We start from the raw sequence: 17,911 nt of genomic DNA on the forward strand, positions 1-17,911 counted from the left end.
GCCACCGACCCCCGACAACCGCACCCGCCGACACTCGGGCCGCGGGCCCGGGAGTGAGGAGCTCAGGAGTAGAAGTTGCGCTCCCAGCGGTGGCCGGCCAGCACCTTCAGCTGCTCCTCGCCGAGCGGGACCCCGTCGCCGACCGCCGCGTTGCGCTCGACGTTGCGGACCGAGCGCATGCCCGGGATGACGGTGGACACGGCGGGTGCGCTGAGCACGAACCGCAGGGCGGTCTCGGCGAGTTGACCGTCGGTGATGCCCAGGTCCGCGGTGAGCGCGGCGACCCGGCGGGCCACCTGGGCGGGCCGGTCGTCGCGGAAGTAGCGGCGCCGGAAGTCGCCCTCGGGGAAGGTGCTGTCGGCGGTGATCCGGCCGGTCAGTCCGCCCTCGTCCAGGGCGACCCGGACGATCACGCCGACGCCGTGCTCCTCGCAGGCCGGGAACAGCTCGTCCAGCGGTGACTGGTCGAACACGTTGAAGATCACCTGCACCGCGTCCACCGCGCCGCTGCGCACCAACTCGACGGCGCTGTGCGGCTCGTGGTCGTTGACCGAGACGCCGAACAGGCCGATCAGACCCTCCTGCTTCAGCTCCTGCACGGTCTCCAGCCAGTCGCCGCGGCCCAGCCAGTCGTCGCTCCACACGTGGAACTGCAGCAGGTCGAAGCGCTCCAGGCCGCTGGCCTCCAGCGAGGTGCGCAGGCTCTCCCGGATGTGCGCACCGGGGAAGGTCTCGGCCGGGTCGACCCCGCGCCGGGCGGGCCACTGCCGGTTCAGCGGCGGCACCTTGGTCGCCACCCGCACCCGTTCGCCGTTGGCCGCCCGCTCCCGCACCACCCGGCCGACCAGCCGCTCGCTCTCCCCGTAGCCGCGGGCGGTGTCGATGAAGTCCACCCCGAGGTCGATCGCCCGGTGCAGCGCCGCCAGCGACTCGTCCTCCCGGGCGCCGACCCAGTTGGACGCCCCGATCCCCCACGCCCCGTACCCGACCTCCGACACCTCGACGCCGCTGCGCCCGAGCTTCCGGTACTTCATCCGTGGTCCTCCTGGTTCGAGCCGGCCGTTCCGGGACGGGCCCCTAGGCGGCGGGGCGGGCGGGCGCCAGGGGATTACGGGCGGCGGGGTCAGGCCGACGGCGGCTGAGCGCTGCCGTGGTAGTGGATGTGGTTGCCGTCGTAAATGGTGCCCGCCTGGATGACGTTCCCCAAGCGCGCGTTGCCGCTGATCGTGTTGCTGTTGTTGTTGATGGTGGTGCCCGCCACTGCCGCCTGTGCCTGGCCGTGCCACTCCTCCAGCGCGACCTCGAACTCCGGGTCCGCCGCGGCCCGGTTGTCCAGCACCCGTTCGAGCCGGACGGCCAGTTCGGGGTTCTGCGGGTCGGCTTCCAGGGCCGCCAGTTCGGTTTCGCCACTGCTGCGGCCCGCGCGCTGGAACGGGCGCCGGACGAGGGCAACCAGTGCGTTCCAGCTCTGCTTTCCGAGCTCCCCGCCCGCCCCTCCGGCCATTGCCGCCAGCGATCCCAGCAGAATCGGGTCCATCGTCCGCCCCTTCCCCTCCGGCTGCCGCCCTGGTCGGGCGGCTTGTCACATTACACTCCGCTACGTGCCCCTCACCTGCGATTCGCAAGCCCCGGCCCGCCGATGACGGCCGCCGACCCGCTCGCCGTGCTCGGCCCGTACTTCGCCGTCCGCACCGGCCCGGCGCCGCCGCCGGGTTTCCGGCCGCTGGCCGAACTGTACGACGTCCGGGGGCCGTTGGCGGCGCGGATCGCCGAGGTGGCGCGGGTGCTGCGGACGGGCGAGCCGCGGGTGGCGGCGTCGACGGCGCACCTGGGGCTGGCGGCGCGGCTGTGGTCGGTGGCGCTGGGGGCTGCGGTGGCGACCGGGCGGGTGCCGGACCTGGCGGGGGCGTGGTTCGCGCTGCCGCCGCAGGGGCCGTTCGACCTGTGGGTGCCGGCGGCGGACGGGCCCGCGGCCACCGCCGGGGCGCTGGAAGGGGCGGTGCTGGACGGGCAGTTGGCGCCGCTGGCGGCAGCCGTCCGCGCCGTCGCGCCGCTCGCGCCGGGCCTGCTGGCGGGCAACGCGGCGTCCGCGCTGGTGGGGGCGGCCCGGCAGTTGGGGACCGTCCCGCAACTGCGGTCCCCGGCGGCCGCGTTGGCGCGGGAGCTGCTGGCCGGTCCGGCGCTGGCGGGCACCGGACGGGCGACGGCGCCCGGCGGGCCGTTGGGGTTCCGCCGGGCGTCGTGCTGCCTGTACTACCGGACGCCGTCCGGCGGCCTGTGCGGTGACTGCGTGTTCACCCGGCCGCCGGGAGGGTGAACTTCAGCCGCGGGCGGCCAGGTTGAGCGCGATGTCGATGATCATGTCCTCCTGGCCGCCGACCAGGCGGCGGCGCCCGCACTCCATCAGGATGTCGCGGATGTCGACGCCGTACTGCCCTGCGGCCCGTTCGGCGTGCCGCAGGAAGGAGGAGTAGACGCCCGCGTAGCCGAGGGTGAGGGTCTCCCGGTCGACCCGGACCGGGCGGTCCTGGAGCGGGCGGACCAGGTCGTCGGCGGCGTCCTGGAGCTTGAACAGGTCGCAGCCGTGCTCCAGTCCGGACAGGTCGGCGGCCGCGACGAACGCCTCGATCGGGCAGTTGCCCGCGCCCGCGCCGTGCCCGGCGAGCGAGGCGTCGACCCGGACGGCGCCGTGCTCGACGGCGGTGAGCGAGTTGGCGACCGAGAGCGAGAGGTTCTCGTGGGCGTGGATGCCGATCTCGGTGCCGGGGTCGAGGACGTCCCGGTAGGCGCGGACCCGGGCGGCGGTGTCGTTCATGGTGAGCCGGCCGCCGGAGTCGGTGACGTAGACGCAGTGCGCGCCGTAGCCCTCCATCAGCTTGGCCTGGCGGGCGAGTTCCTCGGGCGGGGCCAGGTGGGAGAGCATCAGGAAGCCGGAGACGTCCATGCCGATCTCGCGGGCGGCGGCGATGTGCTGCGCGGAGATGTCGGCCTCGGTGCAGTGGGTGGCGACCCGGACCGAGCGCACGCCGAGCTCGTAGGCGCGCTCGAGCTCGTGGATGGTGCCGACGCCGGGCAGCAGCAGGGTGGTCAGCCGGGCCCGCTTGAGCACCGAGGCGGCGGCCTCGATCCACTCCCAGTCGCTGTTCGAGCCGGGCCCGTAGGTGAGCGAGCCGCCCGCGAGGCCGTCGCCGTGGGCGACCTCGATGGCGTCGACGCCCGCCTCGTCGAGCGCGGCGACGATCCGCTTGACGTCGGCGGGGGTGATCCGGTGGCGGACGGCGTGCATGCCGTCGCGCAGGGTGACGTCCTGGACGAAGATCGGGGTGCTCACGGCTGGCCTGCCTTCCGGGATGCGATGCGCTCGGCCACCCGCAGGGCGGCGGAGGTCATGATGTCGAGGTTGCCCGCGTACGCCGGGAGGTAGTGCGCGGCGCCCTCGACCTCCAGGAACACCGACACCTGGTGGGTGGGGCGCGGGGCGCCATCGGCCAGCAGGGTGTGCACGGGCTGGTCGGCGTCGACGGGGGTGATCTGCACCTGCTGCTTGAGCCGGTAGCCGGGCACGTAGCCGGCCACCTCGGCGACCATCTTCTCCACGCTGCGCCGGATCTCCTCGCGGGTCTCCTCGCCGGGGGCGTCGACCAGGGCGAAGACGGTGTCGCGCATGATCAGCGGCGGTTCGGCCGGGTTGAGGACGATGATCGCCTTGCCGCGTTCGGCGCCGCCGACCTCGACGATCGCGGCCGAGGTGGTCTCGGTGAACTCGTCGATGTTGGCGCGGGTGCCGGGCCCGGCGGAGCGGCTGGCGATCGAGGCGACGATCTCGGCGTAGCGCACCGGGGCGACCCGGGAGATCGCGGCGACCACCGGGATGGTGGCCTGGCCGCCGCAGGTGACCATGTTGACGTCGGGCGCGTCGAGGTGGTCGTCCAGGTTGACGGCGGGGACGACGTACGGGCCGGTGGCGGCCGGGGTGAGGTCGATCAGCCGCTTGCCGTACGGCAGCAGCCGGGCCGCGTGGTGCTGGTGGGCCTTGGCGGAGGTGGCGTCGAAGACGATGCCGATCTCGTCGAACTCGGGGAGGGCGATGAGCCCTTCGACGCCTTCGGCGGTGGTGGTGAAGCCGAGGCGGCGGGCCCGGGCCAGGCCGTCGGAGTCGGGGTCGATGCCGACCATGGCGCCCATGTCGAGGTGCTGCGAGGTCCGCATCACCTTGATCATCAGGTCGGTGCCGATGTTGCCGGACCCGATGATCGCAACCTTGGTCCTGGTCATCGCTGTGCTCCTTCGGTGGGTCCGCTGAGGGTGAACCGGACGGTGCCGAGCGGGGCGACGACCGCTTCGACGGTGCTGCCGGGTGTGATGGCGCGCATCGGGCCGAGCGCGCCGGAGAGCACGACCTGCCCGGCCCGCAGCGGGTCGCCGAGGTCGCGGGCCTGCCGGGCCAGCCACTGCAGGGCGAGCAGCGGGTCGCCCAGGCAGGCGGCGCCGTCCCCGGTGGAGACCTGCTCGCCGTCGACGCTCATGGTCATGGCGGCTTCGCGCGGCTCGAAGGCGTCCGGTCCGTCCAGTCGGCGGCGCTCGGTGCCGAGCACGTAGGCGCCGGCGGAGGCGTTGTCGGCGACGGTGTCGGCGAAGCTGATGTCCCAGCCGGCGATCCGGCTGCCGCAGATCTCGATCGCGGCGACCGCGTGGTCGACGGCGGCCCGGACCTGCTCCGGCGTGAGGTCGCCGTCGGCGAGGTCGGCGCCGAGGACGAAGGCGATCTCCGCCTCGGCGCGCGGCTGGAGGATCGATCCGGCCGGGACGGCGGCCCCGTCCGGGTACTGCATGTCGGCGAACAGGACGCCGAAGTCGGGGCGGTCGACGCCCAGTTGGGCCTGGACGGCGGGCGAGGTGAGGCCGATCTTGCGCCCCGCCACCCGGCCGCCGGCGGCGGTGCGGGCCCGGACGACGCGCTGCTGCACGGCGTAGGCGGCGTGCACGTCGGTGCGGCCGATCAGGTCCCGCACGGGCGGGCACGGGACGCCGGCGGCCTGGGCGGCGAGGAGGCGGTCGGCGGCCGCGGTGACGGCGTCCGCCGGGGCCGGGGTGGGGTGGCTCATCTGGTGCTCCGGTGGCCTCAGTGGTGGGTGACGAAGTCGGTCACCAGGCGGTTGAACTCGTCGGCGTGCTCCAACTGGGCCCAGTGGCCGCAGCGGTTGATCAGGTGCGCGCGGGAGTTCGGGATGTTGGCGGCCAGGAAGAGGGTGGACTCGAAGGAGACCACCCGGTCGTCGCGGCCGTGGATCAGCAGCGCGGGCGCGGTGATCCCGGAGACCTTCGTCAGGTCGAGCCAGATCGGGATCGGCGCCTTCGGGGCGACGGCGGCGATGTTGGCCAGGTGCTCGGGGCGGCGCAGCGCGGCCTCGGAGCGCAGTTCGCACAGTTCGGGGGTGGCGAACCGGGCCTTGTCGTAGACCATGATCTCGACCAGCCGGCGCATGCCCTCGGGCGAGGCGTCCGAGTAGGTCTGGTACATGATCTTCAGGCCCTCGGTGGGGCCGCCGCCCGCACCGAACAGGAAGGGCTTCATCTGGATCGGCGGGCCCATCGTGATCAGGTGCGAGACCCGCTCGGGGCGCTCGGCGGCCAGGCGCAGCGCGGTGTGGCCGCCCATCGAGTTGCCGACGAACGCGGCCTTCTCGATGCCCATCGCGTCGAGCAGTTGGCAGACCGCGTCGACGTGGTCGTAGTCGGCGAAGTCGACCGGGTCGGACTCGCCCCAGCCGGGCAGGTCGGGGGCGATCACCCGGAAGTGCCGGGAGAGCGCCTCGATGTTGGGCGAGTAGTTGCTCCAGCCGGTGGCGCCGGGGCCGCCGCCGTGCAGCAGCACCACGGGGTGGCCCTGCCCGGCCTCGTGCACCCGGATGTTCCAGTCGGGCGTCCGGACGAACTTCGCGATCTCGTGCGGCTCCAGTGCCATCAGTGCTCACTCCCGGGGAGGTGGTTGGTGCGGGGGGCCCGGCCGAGCAGTTCGTGGACGAGCTCGGGCGGGCGGTGGCCCCAGCTGTGCAGGCGGTCGAGGGTGGTGACCTGCCAGGTGGCCTCGTCGATCAGCAGGCCGCCCCAGCCGTACTCGACCGAGAAGCCGGACGGGGTGCGGACGTAGAAGCTGAACATGTGGTCGTTGGGGTGCATGCCGAGCGTCATCTCGAAGGGCTGCCCGGCGTCCATGCAGCGGTCGTAGGCGCGGCCGACGTCGCGGATGTCGGTGACCTCGACCATGAAGTGGTGAACCTTCTTGGGGTGCGGCATGTCGCCGAACGCGACGCTGTGGTGGCGCGGGTTGCAGTGCAGGAAGATCAGGTCGGCGAAGACGCCGGGCGCCAGCTCCTCGACGATCCGGTCGCTGATCCGGAAGCCGAGCAGCCCCTCGTAGAAGGCCAGGTACTCCGCGCGCTCGACGCCCTTGGACAGCAGCACCTGGTGGCCGGCGCCGCCGGTGCCGGTGACGAAGGAGCCGAGCAGGGCGTCCGAGCGGAACGGGGTGGCGGCGTCGGCGAGGCCGGTGACCAGTTCGACCGGGTTGCCCATCGGGTCGGTGACCTGCACCAGCCGCTCGACCCGGCGGGCGGCGGCCAGTTCGGCGCCGCCCTCGGCGACGGGGACGCCGGCGGCGGTGAGCCGGTCGACCAGGGCGTCCAGGGCCTCGTTCGAGGCGACCTGGTAGCCGCTGGCGACCAGGTCGTCGGCGGGCCCCTCGGTGACGATCCAGCGGTGCGCCTTCTCGTCGGTGCGCAGCGTGAAGCCGTCGGCGGTGCGCTCGCCGACCTGCATGCCGAGCAGTGTCACGCCGAAGTGCTCCCAGTCGGCGAGGTCGCCGACCTCGTACACGACGTAGGCGAGTTCCTGCACTCCCGTCACGGGTGTCTCCTTCTCCGGTTTCTTCGGTTTCTCCGGTGGCCGCGTCACAGCGCGGGGACGGTCAGGTCGGGGTCGGCGGCGGCGACGAACTTGTCGGGGCGGACGGCGACCGCACGGGCGCCGTAGCGGGCCAGCCACGGGAGCAGGGTGTCCTCCAGGTCGACCAGTTCGCCGGAGCTCCGGGTGTGGGCGGTGCGGGGGCGGACGGCGAGGTAGCGGGCGCCGAGGGCGTCCCAGCCGGCCTTCTGCTCCGGGGTGAGCAGGCCGGCCGGGTCGAGGTCGGCGCCGAGCAGCACGAAGCCGTCGGGGAGCAGGTCGTCGAGGCGGGCCATCGTGCCGACGGTGTCGCCGCAGACGGGCTGCGGGAGCATCCGGCCGACGGCGCTGGCGTCGCCCTGCGCGCCGTGCAGCCAGCCGGCGGCGAGCACGGGCGGGGCGGTCAGCGGGGGCTCCCAGGGGGTGACGGTGTCCGCGGGGACGGTGTTCATCGCCGCGATCTCCTCCTCGGTGGCCTCCTGCTTGATGACCCGGCCGAGGCCGACGGCGAGGCGGGTGTAGAAGTCGGCGCTGGGGCGGCGTTCGGCCTCGTAGGTGTCGAGCCAGCGCGCGTCGAGGGTGCCGTCGAGGACGCGGGCGAGCTTCCAGCCCAGGTTGTGGGCGTCGCGCATGCCGGTCTGCATGCCGGCGCCGGCCCAGGGCGGCATCAGGTGGCAGGCGTCGCCGGCCAGGAAGACCCGGCCGCGGCGCCAGGTCTCGGCGGCCCGGACGTGGTGGCGGTAGAAGGCGTACTGGTGGATGTCGACGTCCTCGGCGGTGACGCCGAGGGCCCGCAGCAGCGGCCAGACCTGCTCGTCGGTGGCGAAGTCGGCCTCGGTCTCGTCGGGCTTGAGCGGGATCTCCCAGCGGTGGTTGCCGGCGGAGAGCGCGATGTCGACGACGGGGCGTTCGCGGTCGGTCCAGAAGGTGAGGAAGTCGCGGTCCGGCCACCAGCGCTTGACCTTGCAGTCGATGACGATCCACAGCGTCTCGGCGGTGTCGCCGAGCATCGGGACGCCGAGCAGCTTGCGGGTGGCGCTGGAGCCGCCGTCGGCGGCGATCGCGTACCGGGCGCGGGTGGTGGTCTCGGCGCCGCTCTCCCGGTCGCGGGCGGTGACCGTGACGCCGTCGGCGTCCTGTTCGACGGCGGTGACCTCGGTGCCGTAGCGGACGTCGAGGCCGGGCAGTTCCTCGGCGCAGCGGCGGAGTTCGGCCTCCATGGCGGGCTGGTAGATGTTGTAGAAGCGCGGCTTGGTGTTGCGGGTGCCGAGGGTGGACGGCGGGTGCTCGACCCGCATGACCTCGTGGCCGGCGTAGGTGACCCAGCGCAGGGCGCGCTGCGGCTCGATCACCTGCTCGATCCGCCGGTCGATGCCGAGTTCCTGGAAGATCCGCATCGTCCAGTCGTTGACGGTCACCGCGCGGGCCCGGGCGTAGATGTCCCGGTCCCGTTCGAACGCGGTGACGCGGGCGCCCTTGGCGGCCAGGGTGAGCGCTCCGACCAGGCCGGTGGGGCCGTAGCCGATGACCGCCACGTCGGTGTCGTAGCCGGCTTGTCTGTCGTTGGTCATGCCGATCTCCAGTGATCGCTGCCTAACTTTTGGACCGATCGTTCCGTCCAATACTGCACGCTGGCACGTGTTCGACAGCACGTCAATAGGTCCGCGACGATCCGCCTACCGCCGGATATCCACCCCGGGCGCCGCCGGGCGCCCTAAACTCACCGAGTGGAAAGTGGGACGAACACACCGGACAGGACGGCCAGCGAGGCCCCGCGCAGCACGGCGGGCCCGGCGGCAGGCGGGACGGCGGGCCGGACGGCGGCCGAGCCGCCGCTCAGGGAAGCGGCCGGAGAACCGACCGGCAACCGGCGCGGCCGGCGCTCGAAGGAGGAGATCCTCGACGCCACCGCCCGGGTGATGGCCCTACGGGGCTACGCGGGCACCACCATCTCGACCATCACCGCCGAGACCGGGCTCCCCCGCAGCGCGATCTACCACCACTTCCACTCCAAGGGCGGCCTGCTCTCCGCCGTGATGGCCCGCGGCGCCCGCGGCTTCTTCGCCGCCATGCGCGCCGCCCACGCCGATCCCCCCGCGGGCGGCACCCACCGCGAACGGATGGCCTGGTACCTCGACCGGACCGCCGAAGTCTTCGCCACCAACCCGGAGTTCATGCGGCTGCACTTCCTGCTGCTGCTCAGCGACGAGGCCGCCGAGGCCGAGGTCGCCGAGATGAACCAGCAGGTCCGCGACGAGGGCCGGGCCTACATGCGGGTGATGATCTCCGCCGCCTTCGCCGACCAGGGCCCCGAGATCGCCGAAGCCGTCGCCGCCGAACTCGACTTCTTCACCATCGCGGGCTTCGACGGCGCCTTCATCGCCTCCCAGGCCGACCCCGAACGCACCATCGCCGCCCAGATGGCCCGCCTCACCGACGCCATGGTCGCCCTCGGCGAGGCCGCCGTCGCCCGCCACAAGGCCCTCGCGGCGCAGTGAACCCGCCGCCCGGGCACCCGGAACCGATCACACCGCGCTTCCTGCTGGACCCCGACACCGACACCCGCTACTTCTGGGCGGTCAACCCGCACTGCGCGAGCTGACCGCCACCCGGGCCCCGAGGACGGCCGGGGCCTCCGCCAGCGACGGGCCGTACCAGGTGAGGTGGCGGCCGGAGAGCAGCGCGTACGGCAGGCCGGGGAAGGCGTCGGGGCCGTCGGTGGCGGTGAAGCGGTAGGGCTCGTCCGGGAGGAGCAGCAACTCGGGCCGCAGCGACCGCAGTTCGTCGAGCGACAGGCGCGGGTAGCGGTCGGGGTTGCCGGTCGGGAGCAGGTCGACGCCGAGCCGGCGGAGCAGGTCGGCGGCGAAGGTGTCCCGGCCGAGGACCATCCAGGGGCGGCGCCAGATCGGGGCGACGGCCCGCACGGTGCGGGTCGGCGGGGCGAACGCCCAGGCCTGACGGGCCGCCACCAGCCAGCCGGGGCACGGGAGTTGCAGGGCGTCCACGAGCAGGCGGTGCAGCGAGTCGAGGGCCTGGTCGAGGTCGCGGATCCGGGTGGTCCAGACGGGCAGGCCCGCGGCGCGCAGCGCGGCCAGGTCGGGGGCGCGGTTCTCCTCCTCGTTGGCGACCACCAGGTCCGGGCGGAGCGCGCAAACGGCCGCCACCGCGGGGTTCTTGGTGCCGCCGATCCGGGCGACGTCCAGCCCGGCGGGGTGGGTGCACCAGTCGGTGGCGCCGACCAGCAGGCCGGGAGCGGTGACGGCGACCGCCTCGGTGAGCGAGGGGACCAGGGAGACCACGCGGCGGACGGTGCGCGGCAGGCGCACCTCGTTGCCCTCGTCGTCCGTCGACTGCCGCTGCGCGTCCATGCGGAAAACGCTAGCAGCGGCCGACGGGTGGACCCGCCGACCGCTGCTGGCGGCATGTTGCTTCGGTGGTGCGTTACTTCAGGTACGGGCCGTCGGTGCCGATCTTGCCCGGGGCGGCGTTCTGGCCGCCCAGGTCGAGGACGTAGACCCGCAGGTTGCCCTTGCCGGGGGCGGCGATGGACATCGTGCCGTTGGTGACGGTGCGGACGTCGCCGGAGACGGCGTCCTTGTAGGTGCCGTTCGGGATGCCGGTGAAGGTGGCGGCGTCGGTGACGGTGACCAGGGCGAAGGAGTCGACGCCGCTGGCGGCGTCGGTGTAGCGGCGCTTGAAGGACATGCCGCCGCTGACGCCCTCGGTGGAGTACTGGCCCATCTGCAGGGCGGGGATCGCCCGGCGGATCTGGTTGAGCCGCTGCACCTGCTTGACCAGCGGCTGCTGGAGCGTGGTGGCGACGGCCCCGCTGGCCGAGGAGACCACCGAGAAGTCGGAGGCGGTGACGGTGCCCTCGACGTGGTCGCCGTAGTAGGCGCGGCCGGTGGTGGCGAGCGGGCAGGACGGGCCGCAGTCGATCTGCTTCCCGGCCTGGAACTCGATCTCGGAGCCGTAGTACAGGGTCGGGATGCCGCGGAAGGTCCACATCAGGGCCATGTTCTCGGCCCAGGCGTCGGTGCCGCCGGTGTAGCGCACGCTGGACTTGTTGGGCCCGTAGTCGTGGCTGTCCACGTACACCACGTTGTAGGTGGCGTCGTTGGTGGAGTCGTCGGAGTCCTTGCCGTTGCTGTACGCGTTGTGCGCGTCACCGAAGTTCATGTGCATCCGCATGTCGATGATGTTCATGCCGGAGAACTTCGAGTGGTCGGGCGCGTGGTAGGTGTTGCCGTCCAGGAAGGCGTTGGTGGACGTCGGCTGGTTGCCGGTGCCCAGCTGCTCCTCGTAGTTGTACTGGTCGAGGGCGGCCTGCACGTCGTCGCTGGTGTAGTCCTTGCGCTCCTTCCAGGTGTAGAACTGCGCGGAGTGGTTGACCGAGCCGCGGTTCCACTTGTCGTTGACGAACGCGGCGACCTCGCCGAAGACGAAGAAGTTCTGCGCCTTGGCCGGCCCCCAGTCCTGGGTGACCCGCTGCTGGATGGCGGGCAGGAAGCGCCGGTTCCAGGTGACCCGCGGGACGTGCACGGCGGTGTCGACCCGGAAGCCGTCCACGCCCATGTCGATGTACTTGTTGTAGGCGCCGATCAGGTAGTTCTGCACCTCGGCGTTCTCGGTGTTGAAGTCGGCCAGGTCGTCGGCCAGCCAGCAGGAGCGCGAGTCCTCGCCCTCCCAGTTACCGATCCAGCACTGGTGGTAGTACTTGGACGGGAACATGCCCGAAGTGGGGCTCGGCCACTGGCAGTTGTAGATGGTGTAGCCCTCGGGGCTCTTGTACTGGGTCGGGGTGCCCCAGCCGACGCAGGTCTGCCCGGCGGGCTGGGTGGTCGACCACAGGTCGCCGTTGTAGTACGACTTGCCGCTCTTCGGCTCGACGGTCAGGCCGTCGTACTCGAAGCCGGGTTGCTTCTCGTCGTAGTACCAGGACCACTGGGCGTCCCGGACGCCGTACACGGTGGGCACGTACAGGCCCTTGGCGCCCCAGCGGGAGCTGTGGTTGTAGACCACGTCCTGGTAGATCTTGATGCCCTTGGCGTGGGCGGCGTTGATCAGGTCCTGGTAGGAGGCGCCGGCCGACTCCAGCCGCGGGTCGACCTTGTAGAAGTCGTAGCCGTGGTAGCCGTGGTAGTCGTAGTCGGAGCGGTTGAGCACCACCGGGGTGATCCAGATCGCCGAGAAGCCCAGGCCCTTGATGTAGTCGAGCTTCTGCACCAGGCCCTTGAAGTCGCCGCGGAACATCGGGTCGTTGTTGGCCGCGTTGCCGGACTTCACGTCCTGGTTGCCGCCCCGGTCGTTGGACGTGTCGCCGTCGTAGAACCGGGCGGTGAGCACGAAGTAGATCGGGTCCTTGCGCGGGTCGGTGCCGATCATCTCACCGGGCTTGGCGGCCGGCGGGGCGTCACCGGTGGTGGCGACCGCGGCGGCGGAGGCCGCGGAGACGTTCCCGGCCGCGTCCAGCGCCTTCACCGTGTAGGTGTAGACGGTGCGCGCCTCCAGGCCGCTGTCCGAGTACACCGTCGAGCCGACGTTGATCACCGAGGTGCCCTTGGTGCCGCCGCTGCGGGTGACCTGGTAGCCCGTCACCCCGACGTTGTCGGTGGACGGCTCCCAGGTCAGCACGATCGAGGTGTCGGTGGCGTTGGCCGCCACGCTGCCCGGCGCGCTCGGCGCGGTGGTGTCGGGGACGACGGCCGCGCACGGGTCGGCGGCGTTCGCGGTGACCTTGCTGTTCTGCACGGTGCTGACGCCCGCCGGGACGACGTAGTTGGCGCCGTTGTTGTTGTCCCAGGTGCCGTTGCCGTTGTTGAACGTGGCCGCCATGGTGGCCGCCGAACCCAGGTCGACGGTGCGCTTGTACCAGCCGGGGCAGGCCAGTTGCATGCCGACGCCGGGCACCGCCGTCCACGACCCGCCCGCCGGGGCGTAGTGCAGGTTGACGATGCTCCAGCCGACCACCGCGGTCGAGTAGAACACGGTGGCGCTCTTCCCGGCCGGCGTGCTGCTGCTCGCGGACGGCGACGGCGAGGCGGACGCGGAAGCGCTGGCGGACGCGGAAGCGCTGGCGGACGCGGACGGGCTAGGGCTGGCCGAAGCCGAGGCGCTCGGGCTGGGGCTGTCGGTGGCGCACGGCGCGGTGCTGCCCACGACGCCGTCCTTGACCGTCACCACGCCCGTCCCGAGGGCGTAGTTCTTCCCGCCGTTGTTGTCCCAGGTGCCGGAGCCGTTGTTGAACGTCGCCTGCAGCCCGGTGGCCGTGCCCAGGTCGACGGTCTTCTTCACCCAGTCCGTGCAGGCGGCCTCCATCGCCACGCCCGGCACGGTGGTCCAGGTGCCGCCGTTGGGGGCGTAGTGCAGGTCGTAGGCCGACCAGTTGCGGGTCTTGGTGTAGTAGTAGACGGTCGTGCTCGCGCCGGTCGACGACTGGCCGGGGCTCGGGCTGGGGCTCGAACTCGGGCTGGCGGTACCGCCGTTGTCGGTGCCGCAGGGGTCGCTGTGGGCGATCACGCCGTCCTTGACCACCACGGTGCCGGTGCCCAGGGCGTAGTTCTTGCCGCCGTTGTTGTCCCAGGTGCCGGAGCCGTTGTTGAACGTCGCCTGCAGGCCGGTGGCGCTGCCCAGGTCGACGGTCTTCTTCACCCAGTCGGTGCAGGCGGCCTGCATGGCGGTGCCCGGCACGGTGGTCCAGCTACCGCCGTCCGGGGCCCAGTGCAGGTTGTACGTCGACCAGTTGCTGGTCTTGGTGTAGTAGAAGACGGTGGCGGTGTTGCTGCCCGCCGTGGTGTCGGTCGCCGCGCTCGCGGTGACGCCTAGTTGAGCCGTGGACAGCAGGCCGGCGGTGAGCGCCGCCACTGCGGTCAGTACGGCGGCGATGGGGCGCCGCCGGTGCCGTGCTCGTCTGGTCAAGGGAGTGTCCCTCGTACGGGGCCGCAGGCGGTGGGGAACTGCCTTGCGGCAGGGGGTGGGTGGGGGGTCTTGCGCAAGAGCTTGAAAGAACTTCCAGGAGGTTACTGAGACATGACCTGCCTGTAAAGACTCCTTGACGTCACCCATCGGCGGACATTGCGGCCGAAATCCGCCCCACTTGCCGAAAGATCTTTCCGCAAGTACCAATCCGGGCAGGGGAACTGGCGGCCCTTCACCCGTCGCCCCTTCACTCGCCGCCCCTCCACCCGTCGCCCCGACCGCCCGTGGACGGCGGCTCGCGCAGTACGCGGGCCGCCGCCGCGGCCACCGTCCCGGTGAGCAGCGCGCAGCCGAGCAGCACCGCCCGTGGGCCGAACGCCCCGGCGAGGGCGCCCCAGGCGGGGTTGGCGGCGGTCAGGGCCGCGCTCTGGACCAGGGCGAGGAGCGCCTGCACCCGGCCGAGGTGGGTCGCGGGGGCGCCCGCCAGCACGAGCGGGCCCAGGTGGCAGGCGAAGGCGCTCGAACCGGCGCCGACCGCCACCGCGGCCGCCGCCGCCCAGGCCGGGGACGGCGCCGACGCGAGCGCGGCGGTGCCCAGCCCGGCGGCGGCCAGGCCCAGCGCGACCCCGCGCCCGGTGCGGCGCAGCACGCCCCGGCGGGCCGCGACCAGCGAGACGCCCAGCACGCCGAGCGCCTGTCCCCCGGCCAACAGGCCGGCCGCGCCCGCGCCCCAGCCGTGCGCCCGCACCAGCAGCGGTCCGAGCAGCCCGACCACCGGCAGCACCCCGGCCGCCGCGACGGCCGCCACCGGGAGCGCCGCCCGCAGGGTCCGGCTCGCCCGCACCGCCCGCAGGCCGTCCGCCATGCCCGCGGGCAGCCCGCCGCCGGTCCGCTCCTGGGCCACCCGCAGCGGGAGCGTCACCGCGAGGACGGCGAGGAAGGTGGCCGCGTCGGCGACCGCCACTCCCGCCAGGCCGGTGCCCGCGACCAGGAACGCGCCCAGCGGGGCGCCGAGCAGGACGGCCGCCTGGCCGCCCGCCTGCCGCAGCGCCAGGGCCCGGGGCAGTTGGCCCGGGGCGACCAGCAGGCGGGGCAGGGCGCCGCTCGCGGGGAGTTGGAAGGCGTCGACGGTGCCGATCAGCAGCGCGAAGCCGATCAGCGTCCACGGGGTGCTGCCCGCCGTCCGGTCGACGGCCGCCAGCGCCAGCACGACGGCCAGCATCGCGGTGTCGCCGAGCAGCGCCGTGCGGCGGGCGCCGAACCGGTCCGCGACGGCGCCGCCGAGCAGCAGCAGGGCGGTGCGCGGCACGGTGACCGCGGTCAGCACCAGCCCGGCGGCCGTCCCGCCGTGGGCGGCGGCGGCCCAGCCGAGGGCGGTGGCGAGGGCGGCGTCCCCGGCGGCCGAGGCCCGGGTGCCGGCCAGCCACCACAGGTACGTCCGGGGCAGGGCGGCGGCAGAGGTAGTGGCGGCGGTGGCGGTTTCCATGGCGGGCGACGGTAGGAGCCTCGACCCGGTCGAGGGCAAGTCCGGGCCCGGCGTGCCGTGGGGGTGCGGCCGGGGCGGGCGGCCAGACTGGCGGGATGTGCCACTACTGCGGGTGCCGCGAGATCCCGCTGATCAAGGACTTCATCCGGGAGCACGAGGCGGCCACCGACCTGACCGGGGAGATCGCCCGCCTGCTGGAGGCGGGCGACCCGGCCGCGGCGGGCGCGCTGCTGGCGCCGCTGGCCGCCGAACTGGCCTCGCACTGGCGGGGCGAGGAGGACGGCCTGTTCCGGGTGATGCGCGCGGACCCGGAGTTCGCGGCGTACATCGACGCCCTGGAGGCCGAGCACCGCGGCCTCGCCGAACTCCTCGCCGCCACCGACCTGGCCTCCCCCGCCGACCGGTCGGTCCTGCTGGCTGCCTTCGACGAGCTGCACGCACACATCGCCAAGGAGGAGGACGGCCTCTTCCCGGCCTCCCTGATCGCCCTGACCGCCGCCGACTGGAACACCTCGATGGCCGCCTGGCAGGCCGCCCACCCCGACCGCCGCCCCGCCCCGCCCGGCTGACCTGATGACCTGATGACCGACCGACCGGCGTCCGTCCCCGCGCGTCCTTGCGCGTTCCCGTTCGGCGTCCGTTCCCGCACGCACCTGTTCGGCGCCCCCGCCCTGTGCGACCCTCTACTGACAGTACGTCTCATGACGCGGCGTCAGGCCGCAGGACACGGGGGCCTCATGAGCAAGTCGTCGGAGCGGGCACTGTTCGCGGCGGCCAGCGCCGCCCACCGCGTGCTCCACCACACCCTGGTCGAGGGCGGTCCGGCCCGCGACCTGCCCGCCGACGTGGCCGCCGCCGGCCCGGCGATGTTCGGCGTCCTGAACGCCTTCCTGCGCAACGTCATGGAGTACGTCTTCGAGGGCTCCGAGCCGGTCGAGCACATCCACGCCTACCTGCTCCAGCTCCAGCGCGCCTACCCCGTCGAGCTCCGGGTCCTCCAGCCGGAGCCGATGGCCGTCTTCGTCCAGGAGCAGATCGGCCCCGGCGCCCCGCCCCCGGGCCGCTCCGGCTTCCCGGTCAACGACGCCGTGGTCTACCAGTCCCGGCTGATCGCCGAGTTCACCACCCGCTACGAGGGCTTCTCCCGCGACCAGGTGGAGCTCTACCTCCAGGGCGCGATCGCCCGCTACGTCACCGGCGGCTACTGAACCCGCCGCCGCCGACCGCCCCCCGCCCCCGGCCGCGGCCCGCCGGGGTCACTCCAGCGGGTCGCGGACCACTTCGGGCAGGTGCAGGACGGCCTGCAGGGCGATGTACAACTCGGCGGAGTCCAGGCGGCGTTCGAAGGAGCGGCCGGAGAGCTGTTCGATCCGGCGGAGCCGGTAGCGGATGGTGTTGGGGTGGCAGTAGAGGAGTTTGGCGGCCTTGTCGGCGGAGCCGTCGACGGCGAACCAGGTGGACATGGTGGTGAGGAGCTGTTCGCGCTGGCCGTCGGGGAGTTCCATGACGGGGCCGAGCACCTGGTTGCCGATCCGGGAGGCGGTGGAGGGCGCGGAGGCGACCAGCATGGGCAGCGGGTTGTCGTCGAACAGGGTGACCGTCTCGTCGGGCCGGCCCGAGCTGGCGAGGGCGACCTGGGCGAGGTGCAGGGCCTGCGGGGTCTGGTCGAGGCGGGTGTAGCAGGGGCTGACGCCGGCCCGGCGGACGGTCTGGCTGCGCAGGGTGTCGACCAGCAGGTCGATCGCGGCGGCGGCGCGCATCGAGACGATGCCGATGTGCGCGTCGGGGGTGAGCCGCCAGGCGGAGCCCATGTCGTGCTCGCGCAGGGTGGGTTCGATGTCGGGCAGGGCCTGCCGGGCGAGGCCGGGCGCGTGGGCGACGACCACGGCGAAGGTGCCGTCGTACGGGAGGGTGAGCATGTCGGCGGCTTCGAGGACAGAGCCGGGGTTGCCCATGCCGCCGCGCAGCACCACGTCGACCAGGGCGGAGCGTTCCTGGTCGCGGCGGACCATCAGCAGGGCGGTGGTCTCGTTGAAGGCGTTCATCATGGCGTTGGTGGACTCTTCGTTGAACCGCCAGACGTCGGTGGCCATCTGCACCAACTCCTCGGTGGTGGCGAGGCCGTGGCGCAGCGACTCGGCGGCCATGGTCTCCCAGAGGTTGGCGAAGCCGATCCGGAACGCGGACTGCACGGTGGCCAGCGGGACGCCCTGCTCGGCGCGCAGCCGTCCGGTGCGGCGGGGGGCCTCCAGGCAGAGGCCGTCCTCGTGGGCGAGCCGGCGCAGGGTGAACTCGATGTTGCTGCGGACGGATTCGCTCAGGTCCCCGGCGGGCAGCGGCCCGGCGCTGCGGTACACGCTCATGCCGCCGCGGATCCGGCGGACCGTTTCCTCGGTGATCTCGGTGAGTCGGTTCAGCAGGTGGCCGGCCAGTCGCGCGGCCGAGTCGACCGGCGCGTCGGTGAGTCGGGTGCCCATGCGGTGAGCCTAGGCGGCGCGCGGCGGCGCGTCCGGTCGGCGCGGGGGCGTGCCGGGCGGCGCACACGCCGTGGGGTGCCGGGACGGG

General features: G+C 73.1%; 16 protein-coding genes. 4 read left to right on the top strand and 12 right to left on the bottom strand.

Annotated features, from left to right (window positions below):
* Window positions 1-62: 62 nt before the first annotated feature.
* Both OU787_RS03415 and OU787_RS03420 read right to left on the bottom strand, forming a co-directional pair.
* Entirely contained in the window at window positions 63-1,034 is a 972-nt protein-coding gene (locus OU787_RS03415) for an aldo/keto reductase (protein ID WP_268658488.1), read from the bottom strand.
* A gap of 89 nt (window positions 1,035-1,123) precedes the next feature.
* The gene (locus OU787_RS03420) at window positions 1,124-1,537 is read right to left on the bottom strand and encodes a hypothetical protein (RefSeq protein ID WP_268658489.1); all 414 of its coding nucleotides are present in this window, start codon (window positions 1,535-1,537) and stop codon (window positions 1,124-1,126) included.
* A 102-nt stretch (window positions 1,538-1,639) separates the two neighbouring features.
* Here OU787_RS03420 and OU787_RS03425 point away from each other — a divergent pair, with 102 nt between their 5' ends.
* Window positions 1,640-2,317 carry a (2Fe-2S)-binding protein gene (locus OU787_RS03425; protein ID WP_268658490.1) on the top strand — a complete coding sequence of 226 codons (678 nt, stop codon included), beginning with the start codon at window positions 1,640-1,642 and terminating at the stop codon, window positions 2,315-2,317.
* 3 nt (window positions 2,318-2,320) lie between these two features.
* On the opposite strand, the gene dmpG is transcribed toward OU787_RS03425, so the two are convergent.
* From dmpG to OU787_RS03455, 6 genes are read right to left on the bottom strand one after another with little or no spacing between them, the layout of a single operon-like run.
* Window positions 2,321-3,331 (bottom strand): 4-hydroxy-2-oxovalerate aldolase, encoded by a 1,011-nt coding sequence (gene dmpG, locus OU787_RS03430; protein ID WP_268658491.1) that lies wholly within the window; start codon window positions 3,329-3,331, stop codon window positions 2,321-2,323.
* Entirely contained in the window at window positions 3,328-4,275 is a 948-nt protein-coding gene (locus OU787_RS03435) for an acetaldehyde dehydrogenase (acetylating) (RefSeq protein ID WP_268658492.1), read from the bottom strand. Before OU787_RS03435 ends, dmpG begins: the two co-directional genes overlap by 4 nt.
* Window positions 4,272-5,105, bottom strand: coding sequence for a 2-keto-4-pentenoate hydratase (locus OU787_RS03440; protein ID WP_268658493.1), 834 nt, complete (start codon window positions 5,103-5,105; stop codon window positions 4,272-4,274). Before OU787_RS03440 ends, OU787_RS03435 begins: the two co-directional genes overlap by 4 nt.
* A gap of 17 nt (window positions 5,106-5,122) precedes the next feature.
* Complete coding sequence (locus tag OU787_RS03445) at window positions 5,123-5,965, bottom strand: alpha/beta fold hydrolase (RefSeq protein WP_268658494.1); 843 nt, start codon at window positions 5,963-5,965, stop codon at window positions 5,123-5,125.
* On the bottom strand, window positions 5,965-6,906 hold the full coding sequence (locus OU787_RS03450) for a VOC family protein (RefSeq protein WP_268658495.1): 942 nt from the start codon (window positions 6,904-6,906) through the stop codon (window positions 5,965-5,967). Before OU787_RS03450 ends, OU787_RS03445 begins: the two co-directional genes overlap by 1 nt.
* Window positions 6,907-6,950: 44 nt before the next feature.
* Entirely contained in the window at window positions 6,951-8,513 is a 1,563-nt protein-coding gene (locus OU787_RS03455) for a bifunctional 3-(3-hydroxy-phenyl)propionate/3-hydroxycinnamic acid hydroxylase (protein ID WP_030463651.1), read from the bottom strand.
* A 156-nt stretch (window positions 8,514-8,669) separates the two neighbouring features.
* Between OU787_RS03455 and OU787_RS03460 the strand changes: the two genes are divergently transcribed.
* Window positions 8,670-9,440, top strand: a complete 771-nt coding sequence (locus tag OU787_RS03460; RefSeq protein WP_232795188.1) for a TetR/AcrR family transcriptional regulator — start codon at window positions 8,670-8,672, stop codon at window positions 9,438-9,440.
* A gap of 81 nt (window positions 9,441-9,521) precedes the next feature.
* Here the strand turns inward: OU787_RS03460 and OU787_RS03465 are convergent, their stop codons facing one another.
* The 3 genes from OU787_RS03465 to OU787_RS03475 form a co-directional block, all read right to left on the bottom strand.
* On the bottom strand, window positions 9,522-10,310 hold the full coding sequence (locus OU787_RS03465; protein WP_268658496.1) for a helical backbone metal receptor: 789 nt from the start codon (window positions 10,308-10,310) through the stop codon (window positions 9,522-9,524).
* 73 nt (window positions 10,311-10,383) lie between these two features.
* Window positions 10,384-13,860 (bottom strand): carbohydrate binding domain-containing protein, encoded by a 3,477-nt coding sequence (locus OU787_RS03470; protein ID WP_268658497.1) that lies wholly within the window; start codon window positions 13,858-13,860, stop codon window positions 10,384-10,386.
* A gap of 247 nt (window positions 13,861-14,107) precedes the next feature.
* The gene (locus OU787_RS03475; RefSeq protein ID WP_268658498.1) at window positions 14,108-15,346 is read right to left on the bottom strand and encodes an MFS transporter; all 1,239 of its coding nucleotides are present in this window, start codon (window positions 15,344-15,346) and stop codon (window positions 14,108-14,110) included.
* Window positions 15,347-15,441: 95 nt separating this feature from the next.
* On the opposite strand from OU787_RS03475, the gene OU787_RS03480 reads away from it, so the two are divergent.
* Together OU787_RS03480 and OU787_RS03485 are read left to right on the top strand one after the other, a co-directional pair.
* Complete coding sequence (locus OU787_RS03480; RefSeq protein WP_030463656.1) at window positions 15,442-15,915, top strand: hemerythrin domain-containing protein; 474 nt, start codon at window positions 15,442-15,444, stop codon at window positions 15,913-15,915.
* A gap of 168 nt (window positions 15,916-16,083) precedes the next feature.
* Window positions 16,084-16,554, top strand: coding sequence for a hypothetical protein (locus OU787_RS03485; protein ID WP_268658499.1), 471 nt, complete (start codon window positions 16,084-16,086; stop codon window positions 16,552-16,554).
* A 48-nt stretch (window positions 16,555-16,602) separates the two neighbouring features.
* Here OU787_RS03485 and OU787_RS03490 read toward each other — a convergent pair whose 3' ends face one another.
* Window positions 16,603-17,823 (bottom strand): PucR family transcriptional regulator, encoded by a 1,221-nt coding sequence (locus OU787_RS03490; RefSeq protein ID WP_268658500.1) that lies wholly within the window; start codon window positions 17,821-17,823, stop codon window positions 16,603-16,605.
* Window positions 17,824-17,911: the final 88 nt, after the last annotated feature.

It is taken from the genome of Kitasatospora sp. YST-16, from assembly GCF_026802215.1.
Classification (GTDB): Bacteria; Actinomycetota; Actinomycetes; order Streptomycetales; family Streptomycetaceae; genus Kitasatospora; species Kitasatospora cineracea.

Coding starts and splice junctions, on each gene's coding strand:
- OU787_RS03415 (WP_268658488.1), bottom strand. CDS start 1,034: ATGAAGTACCGGAAGCTCGGGCGCAGCGGCGTCGAGGTGTCGGAGGTC.
- OU787_RS03440 (WP_268658493.1), bottom strand. CDS start 5,105: ATGAGCCACCCCACCCCGGCCCCGGCGGACGCCGTCACCGCGGCCGCC.
- OU787_RS03420 (WP_268658489.1), bottom strand. CDS start 1,537: ATGGACCCGATTCTGCTGGGATCGCTGGCGGCAATGGCCGGAGGGGCG.
- OU787_RS03465 (WP_268658496.1), bottom strand. CDS start 10,310: ATGGACGCGCAGCGGCAGTCGACGGACGACGAGGGCAACGAGGTGCGC.
- OU787_RS03475 (WP_268658498.1), bottom strand. CDS start 15,346: ATGGAAACCGCCACCGCCGCCACTACCTCTGCCGCCGCCCTGCCCCGG.
- OU787_RS03435 (WP_268658492.1), bottom strand. CDS start 4,275: ATGACCAGGACCAAGGTTGCGATCATCGGGTCCGGCAACATCGGCACC.
- OU787_RS03445 (WP_268658494.1), bottom strand. CDS start 5,965: ATGGCACTGGAGCCGCACGAGATCGCGAAGTTCGTCCGGACGCCCGAC.
- OU787_RS03480 (WP_030463656.1), top strand. CDS start 15,442: ATGTGCCACTACTGCGGGTGCCGCGAGATCCCGCTGATCAAGGACTTC.
- OU787_RS03485 (WP_268658499.1), top strand. CDS start 16,084: ATGAGCAAGTCGTCGGAGCGGGCACTGTTCGCGGCGGCCAGCGCCGCC.
- OU787_RS03455 (WP_030463651.1), bottom strand. CDS start 8,513: ATGACCAACGACAGACAAGCCGGCTACGACACCGACGTGGCGGTCATC.
- OU787_RS03425 (WP_268658490.1), top strand. CDS start 1,640: ATGACGGCCGCCGACCCGCTCGCCGTGCTCGGCCCGTACTTCGCCGTC.
- OU787_RS03490 (WP_268658500.1), bottom strand. CDS start 17,823: ATGGGCACCCGACTCACCGACGCGCCGGTCGACTCGGCCGCGCGACTG.